This window comes from Pseudomonas sp. SMN11 (assembly GCF_052041945.1).
GTDB lineage: Bacteria > Pseudomonadota > Gammaproteobacteria > Pseudomonadales > Pseudomonadaceae > Aquipseudomonas.
Genome location: NZ_JBKGGW010000004.1, coordinates 94,393 through 116,784 on the forward strand (window position 1 = coordinate 94,393; position 22,392 = coordinate 116,784).

Here is a 22,392-nt window from a genome sequence, read left to right on the forward strand (position 1 = left end):
GCGGTGGAGCGCCTGGATGCGCAGGTGGAAAAACTGGGCATTATCCGTTGCCGGGGGCGGGTTGCCAACCTTTGGGGCAGAAGCTTAATAAAGGTCGACCGGGTCGACATCCAGCGACCAGCGTACCTGGCGCCCGCTCGGCAGTTGCTCCAACACTAGCAACCAGGCGCTGATCAGTCGATGCAAGGGTGCCCGGCTGTTGGCCTGAATCAATAGTTGCGCCCTGAAACGCCCGGCGCGGCGCTCCATTGGCGCAGGCACCGGCCCCAGCAGTTCGATGCCGGGCAGGCGCTGTTCGGCGACCAGGCGTTCGGCAGCGGCGCAGGCTTCGTCGAGGAAGCTTTCGGCCTGGCCGGGCTTGTGAGCTTCGGCGCGCAGCAGGGCAAGGTGAGAGAACGGTGGCAGCCCGGCATTGCGGCGTTCGTCCAGGGCCTGTTCGGCAAAGGCGAAGTAACCTTGTTCGGTCAGTTGCACCAGCAGCGGGTGATCGGCCAGGTGCGTCTGGATGATCACCTTGCCGGGCTCTTCGGCACGCCCGGCCCGGCCGGCCACCTGGACGATCAGCTGGGCCATGCGCTCGCTGGCGCGGAAATCGCCGGAGAAGAGCCCGCCGTCGGCATCGAGAATGGCGACCAGGGTCACCCGTGGGAAGTGGTGACCTTTGGCCAGCATCTGGGTGCCCACCAGAATGCTTGGCTGGCCGCGCTGGATGGTGGTGAACAAGGTGTGCATGGCGTCCTTGCGCGCCGTGCTGTCGCGGTCCACGCGCAGGATCGGGTAATCCGGGAAGATCACTTTCAAACGTTCTTCGGCGCGTTCGGTACCGGCGCCAACGGGCCGCAAATCGACGTGGTTGCACTGCGGACACTGGTGCGGCAGGCGCTCGTCGTAGCCACAGTGGTGGCAACGCAGCACGCCAGAGCGCTGGTGCACGGTCATGCGGGCATCGCAACGGGGGCATTCTGACAGCCAGCCGCAGTCATGGCACAGCAAGGTCGGGGCAAAGCCACGGCGGTTGAGGAACACCAGGACTTGCTGGCCGGCCTCCAGGGTTTGGCGGATGGCCTGCTGCAACGGGCCACTGATACCGCTGTCCAGCGGCAGGCTTTTCACATCCAGGCGCAACATGCGTGGTGGGCGGGCGCCACCTGCGCGCTGGTTCATGCGCAGCAGCCGATAGCGGCCGGTGAGTGCGTTGTGCAGGGTTTCCAGCGAGGGTGTGGCGGAACCGAGCAGGATCGGGATGTTTTCCTGGTGGGCACGTACCAGCGCGAGGTCGCGGGCGTGGTAGCGCAGGCCCTCCTGTTGCTTGTAGGAACCGTCGTGCTCTTCGTCGATGATGATCAGGCCGGGGTTTTTCATTGGCGTGAACAGCGCCGAACGCGTGCCGATGATGATATCGGCCTCGCCGTCGCGGGCGGCCAGCCAGGCATCGAGGCGCTCGCGGTCGTTCACGGCCGAATGCAGCAGGGCGATGCGGGCGTTGAAACGCTGTTCGAAGCGCGCCAGGGTCTGTGGGCCGAGGTTGATCTCGGGGATCAGCACCAGCGCCTGCTTGCCGGCCTCCAGGGTTTCACGAATCAGTTGCAGGTACACCTCTGTCTTGCCGCTGCCGGTAACACCGGCCAGCAGGAAGGCGCCAAAACCGCCAAAGCCCTCGCGCACGGCGTCGAAGGCCTCGCGCTGTTCTTCATTGAGCGGTAGTTCCGGCTGTGCCAGCCAGTGTTCGTGGCGGTGCGTCGGCAGGTGGCGGCGCACTTCCAGCTGAACCAGCTCCTTGGCCAGCAGCAGGTCGAGGCTGTCCTTGTTCAGGTTGAGCTTGCTCAGCAGGCTGTGCGCCACGCCGTGCGGGTGCTGGGCCAGGGTCTTGAGGGCGTCGCGCTGGCGCGGGGCGCGGGCGATACGCGGGTCTTCCAGGCGTGCGCCAGGCGCCACGTGCCAGAAGCGCTCCTGGCGCATTTCGGCAGGTTCGCCCTGGCGCAGCAGCGTGGGCAACGCCCAGCTCAAGGTGTCGCCGAGGCTGTGCTGGTAGTACTGGGCAGTCCACAGGCACAGCTTGAACAGCGCTGCCGGGATCGGTGAAACCGGGTCGAGCAAGGCGCTGGCGGGCTTGAGCTTGTCGGCCGGCACTTCGCTCTGCTCGCATACCTCCACCAGCACACCGATCATTTCGCGGCGGCCGAAAGGGACGCGGATGCGCATGCCGGGGGTCAGCACCTGGCGCGCCATGCTTGCAGGCGCCTTGTAGTCGAAAAGGCGGCGCAACGGGGAGGGCAGGGCAAGGCGCAGGATGACGTCGGACACGCGGCAGGTCTCAGAGGGTGTTTCAAAGACTGGCGAGCCTAGCAGACGACGGTCGGTGCAAGCGACAACTTGCGTTGGCGCGGTGCTCTGGTATTATTCGCCGCCTAATTACGTGCGGTATTCAACAATAGGTGTTGGGTGGCGGCACGCAGCTCGAGGAAGTGACCATGAAAGAAGGTATCCACCCGAACTACGAAGTAGTTGCAGTCACCTGCAGCTGCGGTAACAAGTTCGAAACTCGTTCGACCCTGGGCAATACCCTGGCGATCGACGTTTGCAACCTGTGCCACCCGTTCTACACCGGTAAGCAGAAAGTCCTGGACACCGGTGGTCGCGTACAGAAGTTCGCCGATCGCTTCGGTATGTTCGGTACCAAGAAGTAATCATGCGCATGGCGAATCCTTCGGGCTTCGCGTTGTTGCTGAAAAAGGCGCCCCTTGTGGGCGCCTTTTTTGTGGGCGCTATCTGGCAGATCCCGGCCCAGGCGTTCTGCCCGCTGCCCGACAAGCCACAACAGGTGGCGGTGCGCCAAGTGGTGGATGGCGACACGCTGCGCCTGACCGACGGTCGCAGTGTGCGCATGATCGGCATCAATGCCCCAGAGATCGGGCGCAAGGGGCGCACCAGTGAATCTTATGCCGAGGCTGCCAGGCAGCGCCTGCAGGCATTAGTCAAGGCCAGTGACGGGCGCGTCGGGCTAGTGCGGGGTGTCGAGGGCAAGGACAAGTACGGCCGCACCCTGGCGCACATCTATGGGCGTAATGGCGACAATCTGGAAGCACGGCTGCTCAGCGAAGGGCTTGGCTATCGCGTAGCGGTTGCGCCCAATGTGCGCCTGGCGGGTTGCCAGCTAGCAGCCGAGCGGGTGGCGCGCGAGGCGCGGGCCGGGCTGTGGCGCAACTCGCCAGTGCGCAGGGCTGCGGATGTCCGGCAATCCGGGTTCGCCATTGTCGCCGGCACCATCCGTGGCATCGAGCGCAATCGTGGCGGTATCTGGCTCGAACTGGATGACGCCGTGGTGTTGCAGATTCCCGCTCGTCTGCAACGCACCTTCCCCAACAGCTTCTTCGCTAACCTCAAGGGACGCCAGGTCGAGGCGCGCGGCTGGGTGCTGGATCGTTCCCGCAAGGGTGGGCTCAAGCCAGGGCAGCGACGCTGGGTGTTGCCGCTGACTGATCCCGGGATGCTGGAGCGTTCTTCAGGCTGAAAAGATGTAGACAGTTCGCTATCAGATTGTACACACTGTGAGTCGAATGCCCCCGTGCGTGATAGCTTAAAGTCGTAGGCCAAAGGCCTTGACACAAGTGACTGACCAGTCTTGTGGCTCCCCGGCTCTTTGCGTATCCTCGGCGGTCCGTCAGAACAGTAAATAGCGGAATGCCCACCATGTCAGACCTGAAAACCGCCGCTCTCGAATACCACGCTCAACCTCGTCCGGGGAAACTGAGCGTCGAGCTCTCCAAGCCCACCGCCACCGCCCGTGATCTCGCCCTGGCCTACAGCCCAGGCGTAGCAGAGCCCGTGCGCGAAATCGGCCGTGATCCTGAGCTGGCCTACAAATACACCGGCAAGGGCAACCTGGTCGCGGTTATTTCCGATGGCACTGCCATCCTCGGTCTGGGTGACCTCGGCCCACTGGCCTCCAAGCCAGTGATGGAAGGCAAGGGCGTTCTGTTCAAGCGTTTCGCCGGTATCGACGTATTCGACATCGAAGTCGACTCGGAAAGCCCGCAGGCTTTCATCGACACCGTCAAGCGCATCTCGATCACCTTCGGTGGCATCAACCTCGAAGACATCAAGGCACCAGAGTGCTTCGAAATCGAACGCACCCTGATCGAGCAGTGCGACATTCCAGTATTCCACGATGACCAGCACGGCACCGCGATCGTCACTGCGGCCGGCATGATCAACGCCCTGGAAATCGCCGGCAAGAAGCTGGAAGACGCCAAGATCGTATGCCTGGGTGCCGGCGCTGCCGCCATCTCCTGCATGAAGCTGCTGGTCAGCATGGGCGCCAAGGTCGAAAACATCTTCATGATCGACCGTAGCGGCGTGATCCACGCTGGCCGCGACGACCTGAACCAGTACAAGGCCCAGTTCGCCCACGCGACCGACAAGCGTACCCTGGCTGACGCCCTGGACGGTGCTGACGTGTTCGTAGGCCTGTCCGGCCCGAACCTGCTGAGCCCGGAAGGCCTGAAGTCGATGGCGGCCAACCCGATCGTGTTCGCCTGCTCGAACCCGGATCCGGAAATCTCCCCAGAGCTGGCGCACGCCACTCGTAGCGACGTGATCATGGCTACCGGTCGTTCCGACTACCCGAACCAGGTCAACAACGTACTGGGCTTCCCGTTCATCTTCCGTGGTGCCCTGGACGTTCGCGCCAAACGCATCAACGAAGAAATGAAGATCGCCGCCGCCATCGCCCTGAAAGACCTGGCCAAGCTGCCAGTGCCGAAGGAAGTCTGCGAGGCCTACGGTGTTGAAGGCCTGGAGTTCGGTCGCGAGTACATCATTCCGAAGCCACTGGACGCTCGCCTGATCACCGTCGTTTCCGACGCTGTGGCCAAGGCTGCCATCGAATCCGGCGTGGCTACCCTGCCGTATCCGAAGCACTACCCGCTGAACAGCGTGGATGAAGTGTTCAACGGCTGAACCCAGCCGTAGTGACACAAAAAAGCCCCGGCTCGCGAGAGCCGGGGCTTTTCTTTGTCTTTTGATTCTTGTGCCGGCCTCTTCGCGGGGCAAGCCCCGCTCCTAAAGGTTAGGCGTGGATCTTGTAGGAGCGGGCTTGACCCGCGAAGAGGGCAGCTCAGGAGTGCGCCGTCAGAACAGGTCCATCGGCGCTGCTTCGTCCGCTGGCAGCGGGCTGCCCGGCGCAGTGCCGTTGCCCAGTTCATCCACCGACGGTGGAGAGTCCTCGGCCTTGAACAGCTCGAAGTAGGCATCTGGCGTACTTGGCGAAGCGGCACGGCCGCTGACCGGGTCCACCCGCAGGCTGAGGATGCCTTCCGGCTCCGCCGGTGCATGGCTTGGCTTGTCCTTCAGTGCCGCACCCATGAAGCTCATCCAGATCGGCAGCGCCGCCGTGCCGCCGTACTCGCGGCGACCGAGGGTCTCCGGCTGGTCGAAGCCGACCCACACGGTGGTCACGTAATCGGCGTTGTAGCCGGAGAACCAGGCGTCCTTGGATTCGTTGGTGGTACCTGTCTTGCCGGCCAGGTCAGTACGGCCCAGGGCCAATGCCCGGCGGCCAGTACCGCGCTTGATTACATCCTGCAGCATGCTGGTGAGGATATAGGTGGTGCGGCCATCGATGATCTGTTCGGCGATAGCAGGCGTTTGCGGTGGTGGGGCGATCTGGCCGAGGGCGGACGGCGCCTCGCCAGGCAGGGACGCGGTGCTGATTGGCTGCTCGGGTGCTGCGAGGCCGGCATGGTCTTCGGCGCCTTGCGGCACGCGCGCCGGGTTGGCGGTGAACAGGGTCTCGCCGCTGCGGCTCTCGATGCGATCGATCAGGTACGGGTTGATCTTGTAGCCGCCGTTGGCAAAGGTGCTCCAGCCCGTGGCGATCTCCATCGGCGTCAGGGTCGCAGTGCCCAGCGCCAGCGAAAGGTTGCGCGGCAGGTCCTGCTTGTTGAAACCGAACTTGGCGATGTAGTCGATGGTACGGTCCACGCCCATGGCCTGCAGCAGGCGGATCGACACCAGGTTGCGCGACTTGTACAGCGCTTCGCGCAGCCGGATCGGGCCGAGGAAGGTGTTGGTGTCGTTCTTGGGTCGCCACTCATTGTTCTGGTACTGGTCGTAGAACACGATCGGCGCATCGTTGACCAGGCTGGAGGCGGTGTAGCCGCTGTCCAGTGCCGCGCTGTAGATGAACGGCTTGAAGCTCGAACCTGGCTGACGCTTGGCCTGCATGGCACGGTTGTAGTTGCTCTGCTCGAACGAGAAGCCGCCGACCAGGGCGCGAATGGCGCCGTTGTACGGGTCGAGGGTGACCAACGCGCTCTGCGCGCCTGGTACCTGGCTGAACTTGAGCTTGCCTTCGTCAAGGCGCTGCAGGCGGATCAGGTCACCGACCTTGGCAACGTCGGCAGGCGACTGCGGCGCACGGCCTTGAGAGTTGGTGTTGATGAACGGGCGTGCCCACTTCATGGTGTCCCAGGCAACGATTTCTTCCTTGCCGTCACGGGTCAGCACCTTGAGGCCGTTTTTCTCGACCTGGGTGACGATGGCCGGCTCCAGCGAACCGAGGTTGCGCTGCTTGCTCAGCTCCTGCAGCCAGGCGGCGTGCGTCTTGCCCGGGAAGCGTGCTTCCGGGCCGCGATAACCGTGACGCTCGTCGTATTCGGTAAGGCCGTTGAGGATGGCTTTGTTGGCCATTTCCTGCATGTCGCTCGGTACGGTGGTGGTGACGCGGAAACCTTCGGTGTAGGCGTCGCTGCCATAGCGACCAACCATTTCAGCGCGGGCCATTTCGGCAACGTAGGGCGCATTCACTTCAGGGGTTGGCACGTGGTAGCTGGCATTCAGCGGCTCGGCCAGGGCGGCCTGATAGCTCGCCTCGTCGATCTTGCCGAGCTTGTACATGCGACCGAGGATCCAGTCACGACGCTCTTTGGCGCGTACCGGGTTGGCCAGCGGGTTGAAGCGTGAAGGTGCCTTGGGCAGGCCGGCGATCATCGCCATCTGCGCCAGGCTCACGTCACGGATCGACTTGCCGTAATACACCTGCGCGGCCGCATCGATACCGTAGGCACGGTTGCCCAGGTAGATCTTGTTGACGTACAGCTCGAGGATCTCGTCCTTGGTCAGCTCACGTTCGATCTGCAAGGCCAGGAGAATCTCGTTGGTCTTGCGCGAGAAGCTGCGCTCGCTGCTGAGGAAGAAATTCTTCGCCACCTGCATGGTGATGGTGCTACCGCCAGTCTGGATATGACCGGTTTTCACCAGTTGGGTCGCGGCACGCATCAGGCTGCTCGGATCGACCCCGTAGTGATTGAGGAAATTGTCGTCCTCGGCTGACAGAAGCGCCTGAATGAACTGTGGTGGAATTTCCGCGAAACGGATCGGCGAGCGGCGCATTTCGCCGAATTCGGCGATCAGCTTGCCATCGCTGCTGTATACCCTCAGGGGAATCTGCAACTGAACGCTTCTGAGCGAATCGACCGACGGCAGGTTGGGACTAAGATACAGAAACGCACCGCTCACACCGAGTACGAGCGCGCAGATGACTGCGACAAAAGACCACCAGAAGAACTTCAGCAGGCGTATCAAGGCTTTTCGGTGTCCAGATTGAGGGGTGAATTGCGCACGGGGCCGGCGGACGAAAAAACGCTGGGCATTATAAGCATTTTTCGCCTCGCCGGGTGACCGGCCAGGCGGCCCGCTGCACCGTCTGGCTGGTCAGGCCCGGCAACGCGGCGGTTCATGGTTGTAACAAGGAAGTCGCTATGCTTGGACGTTTTGGCAAGGATGCCAGTTCACTGTTGGGGGTGGAAATCGCTTCCGACTCCATACGTATTGCACAGTTGCGGCGCCACAGGGGGCGCTACCAGCAGCTGGTCTGGGCTGTCGAGCCCTTTGCGCCTGGCAGTGGCTGGCAGGATCCAGACCGAATCGTCGCGGCCCTGCGCAGCGCTTGTCGGCAGTCTGGCAGTCGCCAGCGCCGGGCTGCCGTGGCACTGCCTGCCTCGCAAGTGATCTGCAAGCTGTGCCAGCTCCCAGTCGGTCAGGCTCCGAGTCAAATGGAGGCACAGCTGCTGGCGGAAGCGGACCGGCTGTTTCCTTTTCCCCTTGAAGACCTGGTGCTGGACTTTCAGGTGCTGGGCGCCTCTTTGCTTCAACCCGATAGCCTGGATGTCCTGGTCGCGGCCAGTCGTCAGAGTGCATTGCAGCCTGTGCAAGCAGCATTCGAAGCGGCAGGTCTGGAGCTGGAGGTTGCGGAAGTGGACAGCATTGCCTTGCGCCGCCTGATGCCAAAGCAAGCCAAAGGCCCGGCAGCACTGCTGCGTATCGAGCCGGGCAGTTCGACGCTGCATGGCTGGCTTGGCGATACGCTGCCTTTGAGGCGGGAATTGCTCCCGGATGTGCTGGCTGACTTGCCCAGTGATGTATTCGCTGAAGGAGCGGGGCCGGAAGAAGTGCTGGTCGTCGGTGCTCCTACGATCGGACGAGGCTTGCACAATCAACTGAGTGAACGTCTCGGCTTGCCGTGCCGGCCATTGCCGCCTGTGGCTGGTGTGGATTGCAGTGAGGACTGCATGGCCTTGGCTTTTGCACTGGCAATGGGGAGTGTGTGCTGATGTTGCGCCTGAATCTGATGCCGTGGCGAGAGCGGCAGCGCCTGGCAGCGCTCCGGCGTTTGCGCCTGATGTTGGTGGGGGCAGCCGTCGTGGCGTTATCTGCGGTGCTGCTGATGGACCAACTGGCTCGGCAGCGAGCTCGACAGCAAGCTGATGCCAATAATGGCCAGCAAGCCGCAATCGACATGCTCGAGGTGCAGATGACCGAGCACGATGGTATCAGGCAGTCCCATGACGCGGTGCGTGCGCAGGCTGCGGCGTTGGCTGAATTGCGCGCTGAGCAGGGGCTGGTGACAGCGGTGTTTGCGGATCTGGAGCGGGCGCTGCCGGAGGGCGTTCAACTACTCAGGCTCGAACTGCAAGGCTCACGGGTGAGCATGGTCGGTGTGGCCGCCTCAGGAGCAGTCGTGGCGCAGCTGATGCGTGAGCTGGAGCGCTCTGCCGTGATGCGTGAACTGGAGCTGAAAAGCCTGAAGAGTCAGCCGGGTGGCGACGAGTTTTTGTTGTTGGCCCGCCTATCGGCGTTCTGGTCGTGAATCTGCTGGAGCCAGGTGCATGGCTTGCCCTCGTCGAGCGCTCGCGTTTTTTTCGCTACGCGCTGCCCTTTGCCATGGGCCTCATCCTGTTTGGGCTCGGCTGTCTGTTTCGCTTGCCGCAATGGCTGCAGCTTCAGGAGGAAGAACTCGCAAGGCAAGTTCGCCTGCTTCAGGCGCATGAAACCAAAGCTGCCGAGGTGCTGGCGCTGACGCAAATGCGCAAGGCCCTCGATGATGAACGGCAACTTTTGCAGGATGCTCGCTGGCGTCTTGCCGGCGGGGCCGACATGAGTGATTTGCTCGACCAGCTGGCGGCCTCGGGGCATGCGCATGGCCTGCACTTCGAGCGACTCGATGTACTTGATGAAATCAAGCAGCCTGGTTACTGGCAGACACCGTTGGACGTGCAGGTAGTTGGACGCTATTCAGGGCTGCGGATGTGGCTGGACGACTGGCTTGGCCAAGATCGTCTGTTGCGTGCCGAGGGGTTGCAGTTGGCAGCTGCCGATGACAGGCCCGGTCTGTTGCGCCTTGGCATTCGCGTGCATGCCTATCAGGCTGACGGAGCAGTGCCCGAGCCATTGTCACTGGCTGATTCACCCGCTCGAGGTGAGGTTCTGCCGGTGGTTCTCGATCCGTTTTCCGCCTGGGCGAAGCGCATTGCGCAGGCAGGGCTTGCCAGCGTCCCGCTGGCGCAGCTGCAGATGGTCGGCAGTCTGCAGCGGGGACAGCAGCGCGAAGCGTTGCTGTTGGCGGCAGGTCGCTTGTATCGCGTGCGTCCCGGTGATCAGCTGGGGCGTGATGGCGGTGTTGTGGTGGAGGTCGGCGAACGGCAGCTGGATGTGCGTGAGCGACTTTTCGTAGGGGGCGTGTGGCGTGAACGCACGGTAATGCTGGCGCTCAGGAAGAGCGTGACAACGGAGGCCACGGAAGGTGATGAAATGGCTGTTGAAGTGGGTAGTGGTGGCGTTGATACCCAGTCAGTGGTGTATCGCGGCGCCTTATCGGGGTGAGCCCATCTCGCTGAACTTTCAGGATGTCGAGGTGCGCTCGGTGCTGCAGGTGCTGGCTGACTACGCCGGGATCAACCTGGTGGCCAGTGATACGGTGCAAGGCAATGTCACCCTGCGGTTGCAGGAGGTCCCCTGGGATCAGGCGCTGGAGCTGGTCCTTCGTAGCAAAGGACTGGCTCGGCGCGAGGAAGGGAATGTGTTGCTGGTGGCGCCAGCTGGCGAGTTGGCCGAGCAATCCCGCGGCACCCGGATCGGGCAAGAGCTGGATGCGCAGTTGCAACCCTTGCGACGTGAGTTGTTGCCGATCCATCACGCCAAGGCTTCCGACCTTGCGGAGCTGCTGCTGGCAACCTTGGCGGATGACGGCATTCTGACCGGTCGTGGCAGCCTGAGCGTCGACGCTCGCACCAACACCCTGGTCGCGCACCAGCCTGTTGACCGCCTTGCCGAGTTGCGGCAGTTGGTCGCTCAGCTTGATGTGCCGGTACAGCAGGTAGAGATCGAGGCGCGCATCGTCGAGGCCAATGTCGACTATGAGAAAGGCCTGGGCGTGCGCTGGGGGCGACAGCTGTACGGGGAAGCGCCGCAATTGGGCAAGGACCTGTTTGTCGACCTGGGCATGGAGCGGGGCGGCGCCAGCATCGGAGTTGGCCTGTTGCGTGGCGGCGTGCTGCTGGATCTGGAGCTCAGCGCCATGGAAAAGAGCGGCAACGGCGAAATCATCTCCCAGCCCAAGGTGGTCACGGCCGACAAGGAAACCGCCAGGATTCTCAAGGGCACCGAGGTGCCTTATCAGGAAACCAGCAAGAGTGGCGCCACCTCGGTGGCCTTTCGCGAGGCCTCGCTGTCGCTGGAGGTCACGCCACAGATCACTCCGGACGGCAAGGTGATCATGACGGTCAAGGTGACCAAGGACGAGCCTGACTTCGTCAATGCCCTGAACGACGTGCCGCCGATTCGCAAGAACGAGGTCAATGCCAAGGTCCGCGTGGCGGACGGTGAAACCATCGTCATCGGTGGCGTCTACTCGACCACGCAAAACAATGTGGTCGACAAGGTGCCATTTTTCGGCGATCTGCCGTATGTTGGGCGGCTGTTTCGACGCGATGCATTACAAGAGAAAAAATCCGAGCTGCTGGTCTTCCTGACTCCGCGTATCATGAGTGACCAGGCGATTGCTGTGAGTCGTTGATTCTGTGCGAAATTTGATACTTGTAGGGCCCATGGGTGCTGGCAAAAGCACCATCGGGCGCCTGTTGGCCAAAGAGCTGCGCCTGCTGTTCAAAGATTCCGACAAGGAAATCGAACTGCGAACCGGCGCCAACATCCCGTGGATCTTCGATAAGGAAGGCGAACCGGGCTTCCGTGACCGTGAGCAGGCGATGATCGCCGAGCTCTGCGCACTCGATGGCGTGGTCGTGGCAACCGGTGGCGGCGCAGTCATGCGCGCGGAAAACCGCCAGGCGCTGCACGAGGGCGGCCGGGTGATCTACCTGCACGCCTCGGTGGAGCAACAGGTCGGGCGTACGGCGCGCGATCGCAACCGCCCGTTGCTGCGCACCGCCAACCCGGAGGCGACCCTGCGTGCCTTGCTCGAAGCGCGCGACCCGCTTTATCGCGAAATCGCCGACCTAGTGGTGGAAACCGACGAACGACCACCGCGTATGGTGGTGCTCGATATTCTCGAGCGCCTGCAGCAGTTGCCGCCCCGCTAAGCCGGGACTATTCTCGGCCAGCGCCGAGGCGAGGTTCAACGTTACCGCGCGGCTCGAACAGCCGGCGCCGCGCCCAAGTACATTGTGGGGATACATGCAGACACTTAAGGTCGACCTCGGCGAGCGTAGCTACCCGATCTACATTGGCGAAGGCCTGCTGGACCAGGCCGAACTGCTGGCACCGCATATTCGCGGGCGGCAGGTTGCCATCGTTTCCAACGAAACCGTCGCGCCTCTGTATCTCGAACGCCTGAGCAAGACCCTCGGTGCCTATGCGGTGGTGTCGGTGATCCTGCCGGACGGCGAAGCCCACAAGAACTGGGAAACCCTGCAACTGATCTTCGATGGTCTGCTGACTGCGCGTCATGACCGCCGTACCACCGTGGTCGCGCTCGGCGGCGGCGTGATCGGCGACATGGCCGGCTTTGCCGCAGCCTGCTACCAGCGCGGCGTCGACTTCATCCAGGTGCCGACCACCCTGTTGTCCCAGGTCGATTCCTCGGTGGGCGGCAAGACCGGCATCAACCACCCGCTGGGCAAGAACATGGTCGGTGCCTTCTACCAGCCCAACGCGGTGCTGATCGATACTACCAGCCTCAAGACCTTGCCCGAGCGCGAGCTGTCGGCGGGCCTGGCCGAAGTGATCAAGTACGGCCTGATCTGCGACAAGCCGTTCCTGAGCTGGCTCGAAGACAATATGCAAGCCCTGCGCGCCCTCGAGCCCGCAGCCCTGACCGAAGCGATCAGCCGCTCCTGCGCTGCCAAGGCTGCGGTGGTTGGCGCCGACGAACGTGAGTCCGGCGTGCGTGCCACCCTGAACCTGGGCCATACCTTCGGCCACGCCATCGAAACGCACATGGGCTACGGCGTGTGGTTGCACGGTGAAGCCGTGGCCGCAGGCACGGTGATGGCCCTGGAAATGTCCATGCGCCTGGGCTGGATCGACCAGGCCGAGCGTGATCGCGGTATCCGCCTGCTGCAGGACGCAGGTTTGCCGGTGGTGCCACCACAGGAAATGACCCCGGCGCATTTCATGGAGCATATGGCGGTCGACAAGAAGGTGCTCGATGGCCGCCTGCGGCTGGTGCTGCTGCGCCAGTTGGGCGAAGCCGTGATCACCGACGACTATCCGAAAGAGATTCTTCAGGCCACGCTGTCGGCGGATTACCGCACGATCGTGGCCCAGCTTTGAGGTTGTGACAGCGTAATGACCAGTTTGCATGCCGATGAGGCGTTCCTCGAACATTACCAGTTGAGCCACGATCCGTTCGCGCCGCGTGTGCCCGGCTTCAAGTTCTTCCCTGCCCAGCGCAAGCCGGTGCTGGGTCAGTTGCATCACCTGGCCCGCTACAGCCAGCTGATGCTGGTGGTCACCGGCCCTGTGGGCAGCGGCAAGACCCTGCTGCGCCAGGCCTTGGTGGCCAGTACCAACAAGCAGACGGTGCTGAGCGTAGTGGTGTCTGCCCGCGGCGCCATTGACGCCGCCAGTGTGCTCGGCCAGGTAGCGCAAACGCTGGAAGTGGCCCAGCCTGAAGTGCAGGCGATCCTGAACAAGGTGGTGCAGCTGGCACTGACCGGGCAGGAAGTCTATTTGCTGGTGGACGATGCGGAACAACTCGACGAGTCGGCACTCCAAGCGTTGCTGGAGCTGGCTGCAGGGCTGCCGGAAGGGCGCCCGCACGTGTTCCTGTTCGGCGAGCCTTCGCTGATTGCCGGGTTGGACGAGATCCAGGTCGAGGAAGAGCGCTTCCACGTCATTGAACTTGCCCCCTACAGCGAGGAAGAAACCCGCGAGTACCTGGAGCAACGCCTGGAAGGCGCTGGACGGGGCATCGAGGTGTTCACCCGTGAACAACTAGTCGATATTCATGAAAACTCCGACGGATGGCCTGGCAACATCAACCAGGTCGCCCGTGATACTTTGATCGAAGCCATGATCGCCAGCCGTACCACGGTCAAGCGACCATCCATGGGGTTCAAAATGCCTAAGAAACACGTACTCGCGCTGTCCGCTGTCGTCGTGGTCGCCGTAGGTGCTGCAGTTCTGATGCCCAAGAAAGGCGACAAGGCCCCTGCCGAGGCGCCTGTGGCCCAGGCCCAGTTGCCGTTGGGCGAGGGCCAACCAGGTGGCCCCCAGTCGAACAACGGCAATCCGGCCATCGAATTCTCCGGCCAGTCGCAGCCGATGCCGCTGCCGCTGGTGGGTCAGTCCCAGCCAGTCATGCGCGAGCCGCTGGCGCAAGCTGCCGGCATGGGTGATGGCGAAGAGGGTGGCCCGGCCGGCAACACCGCCTTGCAGCCTGGTAATCCGCCGACCGTGACCACGATCGCGCCGCCGCAGGGCGTGCCCGCAGGCCCCGCTCCGAGCATGGCCCAAGCTACCGCTCCGGCACAGCCGGTTGCGCCTGTACCGAAACCTGCCGCTACCCAGCCGGTCAAGCCGGTTGCGCCTGCCAAGCCGGTACCGGCACCGACTCAGGTCGCTGTTGCCAAGCCCGCCGCAAAGCCGGCAGAAAAAACGGTCGCCAGCGCCAGTGGCAGCAGCGGCTGGTACTCGGGCCAGAAACCAGGCAACTATGTGGTGCAGATCCTCGGCACCAGCTCCGAGGCGTCGGCCCAGGCCTTCGTCAAGGCGCAGGGTGGCGACTATCGCTACTTCAAGAAAAACCTGCAGGGCAAACCCCTGTACGTGGTCACCTACGGCAACTTCGCAAACCGCGACGCAGCGGTTGCGGCAATCAAGAACTTGCCAGCGAAGGTCCAGGCTGGTAAACCTTGGCCACGTACCGTTGCCAGCGTCCAACAAGAGCTGGCCTCGGCCCGCTGATACCTGCCGGGCGGCATCACCCCCGCCGCCCAGTTGCTGAGCGATTAACGACATTCGAATAGCCTGCTGCGCCTGAGTGCGGCAGGCTTTTCTGTCCCAGACTGCCGGCCACAAGCCTCTGTTGCAGTCATGGCTGAAACGCTTCAGACTCGAGCCAAGCCGCTATCACGGCGCATGGCGCAAAAACATTCAAAATTGCGACATAAATTTTCAATGGTGAGACATGAAAATTTGTGGGTATGACTGTCGCTGTGCAACAATGGTTTTCCATGGCCACCGCAAAAAAGCTGGCGTTTGATCGGCGTGGATGGTAAGTGGTTGTACATAAAAGAGATTTACCTCCGGTTGAGAGGTGAACCTGGTGAGAAAGTGTCTATGAAAACAGGTCTGTACCATCCCGAAGAATTCAAGGACAACTGTGGTTTTGGCCTGATCGCCCATATGACGGGCGAGCCGAGCCACCACCTTCTGCAAACCGCCATGCAGGCACTGACCTGCATGACCCACCGCGGCGGTATCAACGCCGACGGCAAGACCGGCGACGGTTGCGGTCTGCTCATGCAGAAGCCCGATCAATTCCTGCGGGCCGTTGCCCAGGAACACTTCGCCGTCGAGCTGCCCAAGCAGTACGCCGTCGGCATGGTGTTCTTCAACCAGGACCCGGTCAAAGCCGAAGCCGCCCGCGCCAACATGGACCGCGAAATCGTCGCTGCCGGCCTGAAACTGGTCGGCTGGCGCAAGGTCCCGATCGACACCAGCGTGCTCGGCCGCCTGGCCCTGGAGCGCCTGCCACAGATCGAACAGGTGTTCATCGGCGGTGAAGGCCTGAGCGATCAGGAATTCGCCATCAAGCTGTTCAGTGCCCGTCGCCGTTCGTCCGTGGCCAACGCCCACGACGCCGACCACTACATCTGCAGCTTCTCGCACAAAACCATCATCTACAAAGGCCTGATGATGCCGCGCGATCTCGCGGCGTTCTACCCAGACCTCGGTGACGAGCGCCTGCAGACCGCGATCTGCGTGTTCCACCAGCGCTTCTCCACCAACACCCTGCCGAAATGGCCGCTGGCGCAGCCGTTCCGTTTCCTCGCCCACAACGGCGAGATCAACACCATCACCGGCAACCGCAACTGGGCCATGGCCCGTCGCACCAAGTTCGCCAACGACCAGATCCCCGATCTCGAAGAGCTCGGCCCGCTGGTCAACCGCGTCGGTTCCGACTCCTCGAGCATGGACAACATGCTGGAGCTGATGGTCACTGGTGGCATCGACCTGTTCCGCGGCGTGCGCATGCTGGTACCGCCAGCCTGGCAGAACGTCGAGACCATGGACGCCGACCTGCGCGCCTTCTACGAATACAACTCCATGCACATGGAGCCGTGGGATGGCCCGGCCGGTATCGTCATGACCGAAGGCCGCCACGCGGTGTGCCTGCTCGACCGTAACGGCCTGCGCCCGGCGCGCTGGGTGACGACCACCAATGGCTACATCACCATTGCTTCGGAAATCGGCGTGTGGGGCTACCAGCCCGAGGAAGTCCTGGCCAAAGGCCGTGTCGGCCCGGGCCAGATCCTCGCCGTGGACACCGAGACCGGCCAGATCCTCGACACCGACGCCATCGACAACCGTCTGAAGTCGCGCCACCCGTACAAGCGCTGGCTGCGTCAGCACGCCCTGCGCATCCAGGCGACCCTGACCGACGACCAGGGCGTGGCCAGCTACGACGCTGACCAGCTCAAGCAGTACATGAAGATGTTCCAGGTCACCTTCGAGGAGCGTGACCAGGTGTTGCGCCCACTCGGCGAGCAGGGCCAGGAAGCGGTCGGCTCGATGGGTGACGACACGCCGATGGCCGTGCTGTCGCAGCGCGTGCGTTCGCCGTACGACTTCTTCCGCCAGCAGTTCGCCCAGGTGACCAACCCGCCGATCGACCCGCTGCGCGAAGCGATCGTAATGTCCCTGGAAATCTGCCTGGGCGCAGAGCGCAACATCTTCCAGGAATCCCCTGAGCACGCTTCGCGAGTGATCCTCAGCTCGCCGGTCATCTCGCCTGCCAAGTGGCGTTCGCTGATGAACCTGGAGCGCGAGGGCTTCGATCGTCAGGTGATCGACCTCAACTATGAAGAGAGCGTCGGCCTGGAAGCAGCCATCCGTAATATTGCCGACCAGGCTGAAGAAGCCGTACGCAGCGGCAAGACCCAGCTGGTGCTCAGCGACCGCTACATCGCCCCAGGCAAGCTGCCGGTGCACGCGTCGATGGCCGTGGGTGCCGTGCACCACCGCCTGACCGAACAGGGCCTGCGTTGCGACAGCAACATCCTGGTCGAAACCGCCACTGCCCGCGACCCGCACCACTTCGCCGTGCTGCTGGGCTTCGGTGCCTCGGCCGTTTACCCGTACCTGGCCTACGAAGTGCTGGCCGACCTGATCCGTACCGGCGAAGTGCTGGGCGATCTGGACGAAGTGTTCAAGTACTACCGCAAAGGCATCTCCAAGGGCCTGCTGAAGATCCTGTCAAAGATGGGCATCTCCACCATTGCCTCGTACCGTGGCGCCCAGCTGTTCGAGGCCGTGGGCCTGGCCGAAGAAGTGGTCGGCCTGAGCTTCAAGGGCGTGTCCAGCCGGATCAAGGGTGCGCGCTTCGTCGACCTCGAAGGTGACCAGAAGCTGCTGGCAGCCGAAGCCTGGAGCGCGCGCAAGCCGATCCAGCAAGGTGGCCTGCTGAAGTTCGTCCACGGTGGCGAATACCACGCGTACAACCCGGATGTGGTCAACACCCTGCAAGCCGCCGTGCAGCAGGGCGACTACGCCAAGTTCAAGGAATACACCACGCTGGTCGACCAGCGCCCGGTGTCGATGATCCGCGACCTGTTGAAAGTGAAAGTGGCCGACGAGGCCTTGCCGCTGGATCAGGTCGAGCCGCTGGAGGCCATCCTCAAGCGCTTCGACTCCGCCGGTATCTCGCTGGGCGCATTGTCGCCGGAAGCTCACGAGGCCCTGGCCGAGGCGATGAACCGCCTGGGTGCACGCTCCAACTCCGGTGAGGGCGGTGAAGACCCGTCGCGCTACGGCACCATCCGCAGCTCGAAGATCAAGCAGGTGGCCACTGGCCGCTTTGGCGTGACCCCGGAATACCTGGTCAACGCCGAAGTGCTGCAGATCAAGGTTGCCCAGGGCGCCAAGCCCGGCGAAGGCGGCCAGCTGCCAGGCGGCAAGGTCAACGGCCTGATCGCCAAGCTGCGCTATGCGGTACCGGGCGTGACCCTGATCTCGCCACCGCCGCACCACGACATCTACTCTATCGAAGACCTGGCCCAGCTGATCTACGACCTCAAGCAGGTCAACCCGCAGGCCCTGGTTTCGGTCAAGCTTGTGGCCGAGGCTGGCGTTGGTACCATCGCCGCCGGCGTGGCCAAGGCCTATGCCGACCTGATCACCATCTCCGGCTACGACGGTGGTACCGGTGCTTCGCCGCTGACCTCGATCAAGTACGCTGGCGCCCCGTGGGAACTGGGCCTGGCTGAAACCCACCAGACCCTGCGCGGCAACGACCTGCGCGGCAAGGTGCGGGTACAGACCGACGGCGGCCTGAAGACCGGCCTGGACGTGATCAAGGCCGCCATCCTCGGCGCCGAGAGCTTCGGCTTCGGCACCGCGCCGATGATCGCCCTGGGCTGCAAGTACCTGCGCATCTGCCACCTGAATAACTGCGCCACCGGCGTGGCCACGCAGAACGAGAAGCTGCGCAAGGACCACTACATCGGCACCGTCGACATGGTGATCAACTTCTTCACCTTCGTCGCCGAAGAAACCCGTGAGTGGCTGGCCAAGCTGGGCGTGCGCAGTCTTGGCGAGCTGATCGGCCGTACCGACCTGCTCGACGTACTGCCAGGCGACACCGAGCGCCAGCAGTATCTGGACCTGTCGCCCCTGCTGGGCAGCTCGCACATCCCGGCCGACAAGCCGCAGTTCTGCGAAGTCGACAAGAACCCGCCGTTCGACAAGGGCGAGCTGGCCGAGAAGATGGTCGAGATGGCCCTGCCGGCGATCCGTGACCAGGCCGGTGGCGAGTTCAGCCTCGACATCTGCAACTGCGACCGTTCCATCGGTGCCCGTATTTCTGGCGAAATCGCCAAGCTGTACGGCAACCAGGGCATGGCCGACAAGCCGGTAACCTTCCGCTTCAAGGGTACTGCCGGGCAGAGCTTCGGCGTGTGGAACGCCGGTGGCCTGAACCTGCATCTGGAAGGCGACGCCAACGACTACGTCGGCAAGGGCATGACCGGTGGCAAGGTCACCATCGTGCCGCCAGCCGGCAGCCCGTTCGCCACCCAGCACAGCGCCATCGTCGGCAACACCTGCCTGTACGGTGCCACCGGCGGCAAGCTGTTTGCCGCAGGTACCGCAGGCGAGCGTTTCGCTGTGCGCAACTCCGGCGCCCACGCTGTTGTCGAGGGTACTGGCGATCACTGCTGTGAATACATGACCGGTGGCTTTGTCTGCGTCCTGGGCAAGACCGGTTACAACTTCGGTTCTGGCATGACTGGCGGCTTCGCCTACGTGCTCGACATGGACAACAGCTTCGTCGACAAACTCAACCACGAGCTGGTGGAAATCCAGCGCATCAGTGGTGAGGCGATGGAAGCTTACCGTAGCCACTTGGCGCGGGTCCTTGGCGAATACGTGGAAGAGACCGGCAGCGAGTGGGGGCGTGAGCTCTTCGAGAACCTGGACGACTACGTGCGGCGCTTCTGGCTGGTCAAGCCGAAGGCGGCCAACCTCAAGCAACTGCTGTCCAGCACCCGTGCCAACCCGCAGTAAGAACAGCTGCAAGTGACGGCCCCGTGCGCGGGGCCCGTCGTGCTCAAGTGATCGTCTTGCAGCTTGCAGCCTGAGGCTGGCAACTGCGGTAAAGAGGTTTTGAAAAATGGCTGAACGTCTGAACAACGACTTCCAGTTCATCGAAGTGGGCCGCAAGGACCCGAAGAAAAAGCTGCTGCGCCAGCGCAAGAAGGAGTTCGTGGAGATCTACGAACCATTCAAACCGCAGCAGTCCGTGGAACAGGCGCATCGCTGCCTGGGCTGCGGCAACCCGTATTGCGAATGGAAGTGCCCGGTACACAACTTCATCCCTAACTGGCTGAAGCTGGTCTCCGAAGGCAACATCCTGGCCGCGGCCGAACTGTCGCACCAGACCAACACCCTGCCGGAAGTGTGCGGCCGTGTGTGCCCGCAGGACCGTCTGTGTGAGGGTGCCTGCACCCTGAACGACGGTTTCGGCGCGGTGACCATCGGCTCGGTGGAGAAGTACATCACCGACACCGCCTTTGCCATGGGCTGGCGCCCGGACATGTCCAGGGTCAAACCAACCGGCAAGCGCGTCGCCATCATTGGTGCGGGCCCGGCTGGCCTGGGCTGCGCCGACGTGCTGGTGCGAGGTGGCGTGACCCCGGTGGTGTTCGACAAGAACCCGGAAATCGGTGGTCTGCTGACGTTCGGTATCCCCGAGTTCAAGCTGGAAAAGACCGTGTTGAGCAATCGTCGCGAAGTCTTCACCGGCATGGGCATCGAGTTCCGCCTGAACACCGAGGTGGGCAAGGACATCACCATGGAACAGCTGCTCGCCGAGTATGACGCAGTGTTCATGGGCATGGGCACCTACACCTACATGAAGGGTGGCTTCCCGGGTGAAGACCTGCCAGGCGTGCATGACGCGTTGGACTTCCTGATCGCCAACGTCAACCGCAACCTGGGCTTCGAGAAGTCGCCGGAAGACTTCGTCGACATGCAGGGCAAGAAAGTCGTGGTGCTGGGCGGTGGCGACACCGCGATGGACTGCAACCGCACCTCGATTCGTCAGGGCGCCAAGTCGGTGACCTGTGCCTATCGCCGTGACGAAGCCAACATGCCGGGTTCGCGCAAAGAGGTGAAGAACGCCAAGGAAGAAGGCGTCAAGTTCCTCTACAACCGCCAGCCCATCGCCATCGTCGGCGAGGACAAGGTCGAAGGCGTGAAGGTGGTCGAGACCCGTCTCGGCGAGCCAGATGCCCGTGGCCGTCGCAGCCCCGAGCCGATCCCGGGCTCCGAAGAGATCCTGCCGGCCGACGCCGTGGTGATCGCCTTCGGCTTCCGCCCGAGCCCGGCACCGTGGTTCGACCAGCATGGTATCCAGCTGGACAGCCAAGGTCGCGTGGTGGCCCCTGAGAAAGCCAAGTTCAAGCACCAGACCAGCAACCCGAAAGTATTCGCCGGTGGTGACATGGTGCGCGGTTCGGACCTGGTGGTGACGGCGATCTTCGAAGGTCGCAACGCTGCCGAAGGTATCCTGGACTACCTCGAAGTCTGATCGATTGCTTGGGGCCGCTTTGCGGCCCCAAGCATTTTTGTATACAAAATCGTTTGATCTGTGGCACCCAATAGACAAAACGCATGGCCATGACCGTGCCTTTTGCGCTGGCGTCTGAGAAAATGCCCGCACTATTTTTCCGGATGCCGACATGACTGCCCTGAAGAACGATCGATTCCTGCGCGCGCTGCTCAAGCAACCCGTTGACGTCACCCCTGTCTGGATGATGCGCCAGGCCGGCCGCTACCTGCCGGAATACCGAGCTAGCCGAGCCAAGGCTGGTGATTTCATGAGCCTGTGCATGAACCCGCAGTTCGCCTGCGAGGTCACCCTGCAGCCGCTGGACCGCTATCCGCTGGACGCGGCGATCCTGTTCTCGGACATCCTCACCATCCCGGACGCCATGGGACTGGGCCTGTACTTCGAAACCGGCGAAGGCCCGCGCTTCAAGAAGGTCATCAGCACCCCGGCCGACATCGAAGCGCTGCCGATCCCTGACCCGCAGAAAGACCTCGGCTACGTGATGGACGCGGTCAGCACCATCCGCCGCGAGCTCAATGGTCGTGTACCACTGATTGGCTTCTCCGGCAGCCCGTGGACACTGGCCACCTACATGGTCGAAGGCGGCTCGTCCAAAGACTTCCGCAAGACCAAGGCCATGGCCTACGACAACCCGCAAGCCCTGCACCTGCTGCTGGACAAGCTGGCCCAGTCAGTCACCAGCTACCTCAACGGCCAGATCCTTGCTGGCGCCCAGGCGGTGCAGATATTCGACACCTGGGGCGGCAACCTGTCGGCGGCGGCTTACCAGGAGTTCTCCCTGGCCTACATGCGCAAGATCGTCAGTGGCCTGATCCGCGAGCACGAAGGGCGCAAGGTGCCGGTGATCCTGTTCACCAAGAACGGCGGCCTGTGGCTGGAAAGCATCGCCGAAGCCGGCGCTGATGCGCTTGGCCTGGACTGGACCTGCGAAATCGGCGACGCTCGCCGCCGCGTCGGTGACAAGGTAGCGCTGCAGGGCAACATGGACCCGACCGTGCTTTACGCCAAGCCAGAAGCTATCCGCAACGAGGTGGCACGCATTCTGGCCAGCTATGGCCAGGGCTCCGGCCACGTATTCAACTTGGGTCATGGCATCACGCCGGAAGTCGACCCGGAGCACGCGGGCGTGTTCATCAACGCCGTGCATGAACTGTCGGCGCAGTACCACCAGTAAGTGCGCTGAAACGAACAGCCCGGCCAAGTGCCGGGCTTTTTGTTGCGATTGATACGCCACCCCACCTTTGAAGCCGACGCCATCAAGCCGAGAAGGAGATACCTGAAGAACTCCAGGTCTTTTCCTA

At 62.9% G+C, this 22,392-nt stretch carries 15 protein-coding genes; 13 read left to right on the forward strand and 2 right to left on the reverse strand.

Annotation, left to right across the window (positions count from 1 at the left end; genetic code table 11):
- Positions 1 to 84: 84 nt before the first annotated feature.
- On the reverse strand, positions 85 to 2,304 hold the full coding sequence (locus ACLEJU_RS06195; RefSeq protein ID WP_435422361.1) for a primosomal protein N': 2,220 nt from the start codon (positions 2,302 to 2,304) through the stop codon (positions 85 to 87).
- A gap of 167 nt (positions 2,305 to 2,471) precedes the next feature.
- Here ACLEJU_RS06195 and rpmE point away from each other — a divergent pair, with 167 nt between their 5' ends.
- The 3 genes from rpmE (at position 2,472) to ACLEJU_RS06210 (ending at position 4,959) form a co-directional block, all read left to right on the forward strand.
- A complete protein-coding gene (rpmE, locus tag ACLEJU_RS06200) occupies positions 2,472 to 2,687 on the forward strand; it encodes a 50S ribosomal protein L31 (RefSeq protein ID WP_027920990.1) in 216 nt (71 codons plus the stop codon).
- Positions 2,688 to 2,689: 2 nt separating this feature from the next.
- A complete protein-coding gene (locus ACLEJU_RS06205; protein WP_435422362.1) occupies positions 2,690 to 3,511 on the forward strand; it encodes a thermonuclease family protein in 822 nt (273 codons plus the stop codon).
- A gap of 179 nt (positions 3,512 to 3,690) precedes the next feature.
- Complete coding sequence (locus ACLEJU_RS06210; protein ID WP_085677944.1) at positions 3,691 to 4,959, forward strand: malic enzyme-like NAD(P)-binding protein; 1,269 nt, start codon at positions 3,691 to 3,693, stop codon at positions 4,957 to 4,959.
- A gap of 171 nt (positions 4,960 to 5,130) precedes the next feature.
- On the opposite strand, the gene ACLEJU_RS06215 is transcribed toward ACLEJU_RS06210, so the two are convergent.
- Positions 5,131 to 7,584 carry a penicillin-binding protein 1A gene (locus tag ACLEJU_RS06215; RefSeq protein WP_435422363.1) on the reverse strand — a complete coding sequence of 818 codons (2,454 nt, stop codon included), beginning with the start codon at positions 7,582 to 7,584 and terminating at the stop codon, positions 5,131 to 5,133.
- Positions 7,585 to 7,760: 176 nt separating this feature from the next.
- Here ACLEJU_RS06215 and pilM point away from each other — a divergent pair, with 176 nt between their 5' ends.
- The 10 genes from pilM to hemE all read left to right on the forward strand — a co-directional run bounded on the left by pilM (position 7,761) and on the right by hemE (position 22,265).
- A complete protein-coding gene (gene pilM / locus ACLEJU_RS06220) occupies positions 7,761 to 8,612 on the forward strand; it encodes a type IV pilus biogenesis protein PilM (RefSeq protein WP_435422395.1) in 852 nt (283 codons plus the stop codon).
- The gene (locus ACLEJU_RS06225) at positions 8,612 to 9,148 is read left to right on the forward strand and encodes a PilN domain-containing protein (RefSeq protein WP_435422364.1); all 537 of its coding nucleotides are present in this window, start codon (positions 8,612 to 8,614) and stop codon (positions 9,146 to 9,148) included. Before pilM ends, ACLEJU_RS06225 begins: the two co-directional genes overlap by 1 nt.
- Positions 9,145 to 10,161, forward strand: a complete 1,017-nt coding sequence (locus tag ACLEJU_RS06230; RefSeq protein ID WP_435422365.1) for a pilus assembly protein PilP — start codon at positions 9,145 to 9,147, stop codon at positions 10,159 to 10,161. The genes ACLEJU_RS06225 and ACLEJU_RS06230 overlap by 4 nt, the downstream gene beginning before the upstream one ends.
- Positions 10,085 to 11,353, forward strand: coding sequence for a type IV pilus secretin PilQ (locus tag ACLEJU_RS06235; protein WP_435422366.1), 1,269 nt, complete (start codon positions 10,085 to 10,087; stop codon positions 11,351 to 11,353). Before ACLEJU_RS06230 ends, ACLEJU_RS06235 begins: the two co-directional genes overlap by 77 nt.
- Before the next feature lie 4 nt (positions 11,354 to 11,357).
- Positions 11,358 to 11,876, forward strand: a complete 519-nt coding sequence (gene aroK / locus ACLEJU_RS06240; protein ID WP_060509908.1) for a shikimate kinase AroK — start codon at positions 11,358 to 11,360, stop codon at positions 11,874 to 11,876.
- Positions 11,877 to 11,970: 94 nt separating this feature from the next.
- Positions 11,971 to 13,068, forward strand: coding sequence for a 3-dehydroquinate synthase (gene aroB / locus ACLEJU_RS06245; protein ID WP_435422367.1), 1,098 nt, complete (start codon positions 11,971 to 11,973; stop codon positions 13,066 to 13,068).
- Between the two features lie 15 nt (positions 13,069 to 13,083).
- A complete protein-coding gene (locus ACLEJU_RS06250; protein ID WP_435422368.1) occupies positions 13,084 to 14,703 on the forward strand; it encodes an AAA family ATPase in 1,620 nt (539 codons plus the stop codon).
- Positions 14,704 to 15,078: 375 nt separating this feature from the next.
- Complete coding sequence (gene gltB, locus ACLEJU_RS06255) at positions 15,079 to 19,524, forward strand: glutamate synthase large subunit (protein WP_435422369.1); 4,446 nt, start codon at positions 15,079 to 15,081, stop codon at positions 19,522 to 19,524.
- A 106-nt stretch (positions 19,525 to 19,630) separates the two neighbouring features.
- Entirely contained in the window at positions 19,631 to 21,049 is a 1,419-nt protein-coding gene (locus ACLEJU_RS06260; protein WP_435422370.1) for an FAD-dependent oxidoreductase, read from the forward strand.
- A 151-nt stretch (positions 21,050 to 21,200) separates the two neighbouring features.
- Positions 21,201 to 22,265 (forward strand): uroporphyrinogen decarboxylase, encoded by a 1,065-nt coding sequence (hemE, locus tag ACLEJU_RS06265; protein WP_435422371.1) that lies wholly within the window; start codon positions 21,201 to 21,203, stop codon positions 22,263 to 22,265.
- The last annotated feature ends 127 nt before the right edge of the window (positions 22,266 to 22,392 follow it).

What these genes read in the sequence shown, in the direction of transcription:
- ACLEJU_RS06260 (WP_435422370.1), top strand. Translation starts at nt 19,631, where the DNA reads ATGGCTGAACGTCTGAACAACGACTTCCAGTTCATCGAAGTGGGCCGC.
- rpmE (WP_027920990.1), top strand. Translation starts at nt 2,472, where the DNA reads ATGAAAGAAGGTATCCACCCGAACTACGAAGTAGTTGCAGTCACCTGC.
- ACLEJU_RS06210 (WP_085677944.1), top strand. Translation starts at nt 3,691, where the DNA reads ATGTCAGACCTGAAAACCGCCGCTCTCGAATACCACGCTCAACCTCGT.
- ACLEJU_RS06250 (WP_435422368.1), top strand. Translation starts at nt 13,084, where the DNA reads ATGACCAGTTTGCATGCCGATGAGGCGTTCCTCGAACATTACCAGTTG.
- hemE (WP_435422371.1), top strand. Translation starts at nt 21,201, where the DNA reads ATGACTGCCCTGAAGAACGATCGATTCCTGCGCGCGCTGCTCAAGCAA.
- pilM (WP_435422395.1), top strand. Translation starts at nt 7,761, where the DNA reads ATGCTTGGACGTTTTGGCAAGGATGCCAGTTCACTGTTGGGGGTGGAA.
- gltB (WP_435422369.1), top strand. Translation starts at nt 15,079, where the DNA reads ATGAAAACAGGTCTGTACCATCCCGAAGAATTCAAGGACAACTGTGGT.
- ACLEJU_RS06205 (WP_435422362.1), top strand. Translation starts at nt 2,690, where the DNA reads ATGCGCATGGCGAATCCTTCGGGCTTCGCGTTGTTGCTGAAAAAGGCG.
- ACLEJU_RS06235 (WP_435422366.1), top strand. Translation starts at nt 10,085, where the DNA reads ATGAAATGGCTGTTGAAGTGGGTAGTGGTGGCGTTGATACCCAGTCAG.
- ACLEJU_RS06225 (WP_435422364.1), top strand. Translation starts at nt 8,612, where the DNA reads ATGTTGCGCCTGAATCTGATGCCGTGGCGAGAGCGGCAGCGCCTGGCA.
- aroB (WP_435422367.1), top strand. Translation starts at nt 11,971, where the DNA reads ATGCAGACACTTAAGGTCGACCTCGGCGAGCGTAGCTACCCGATCTAC.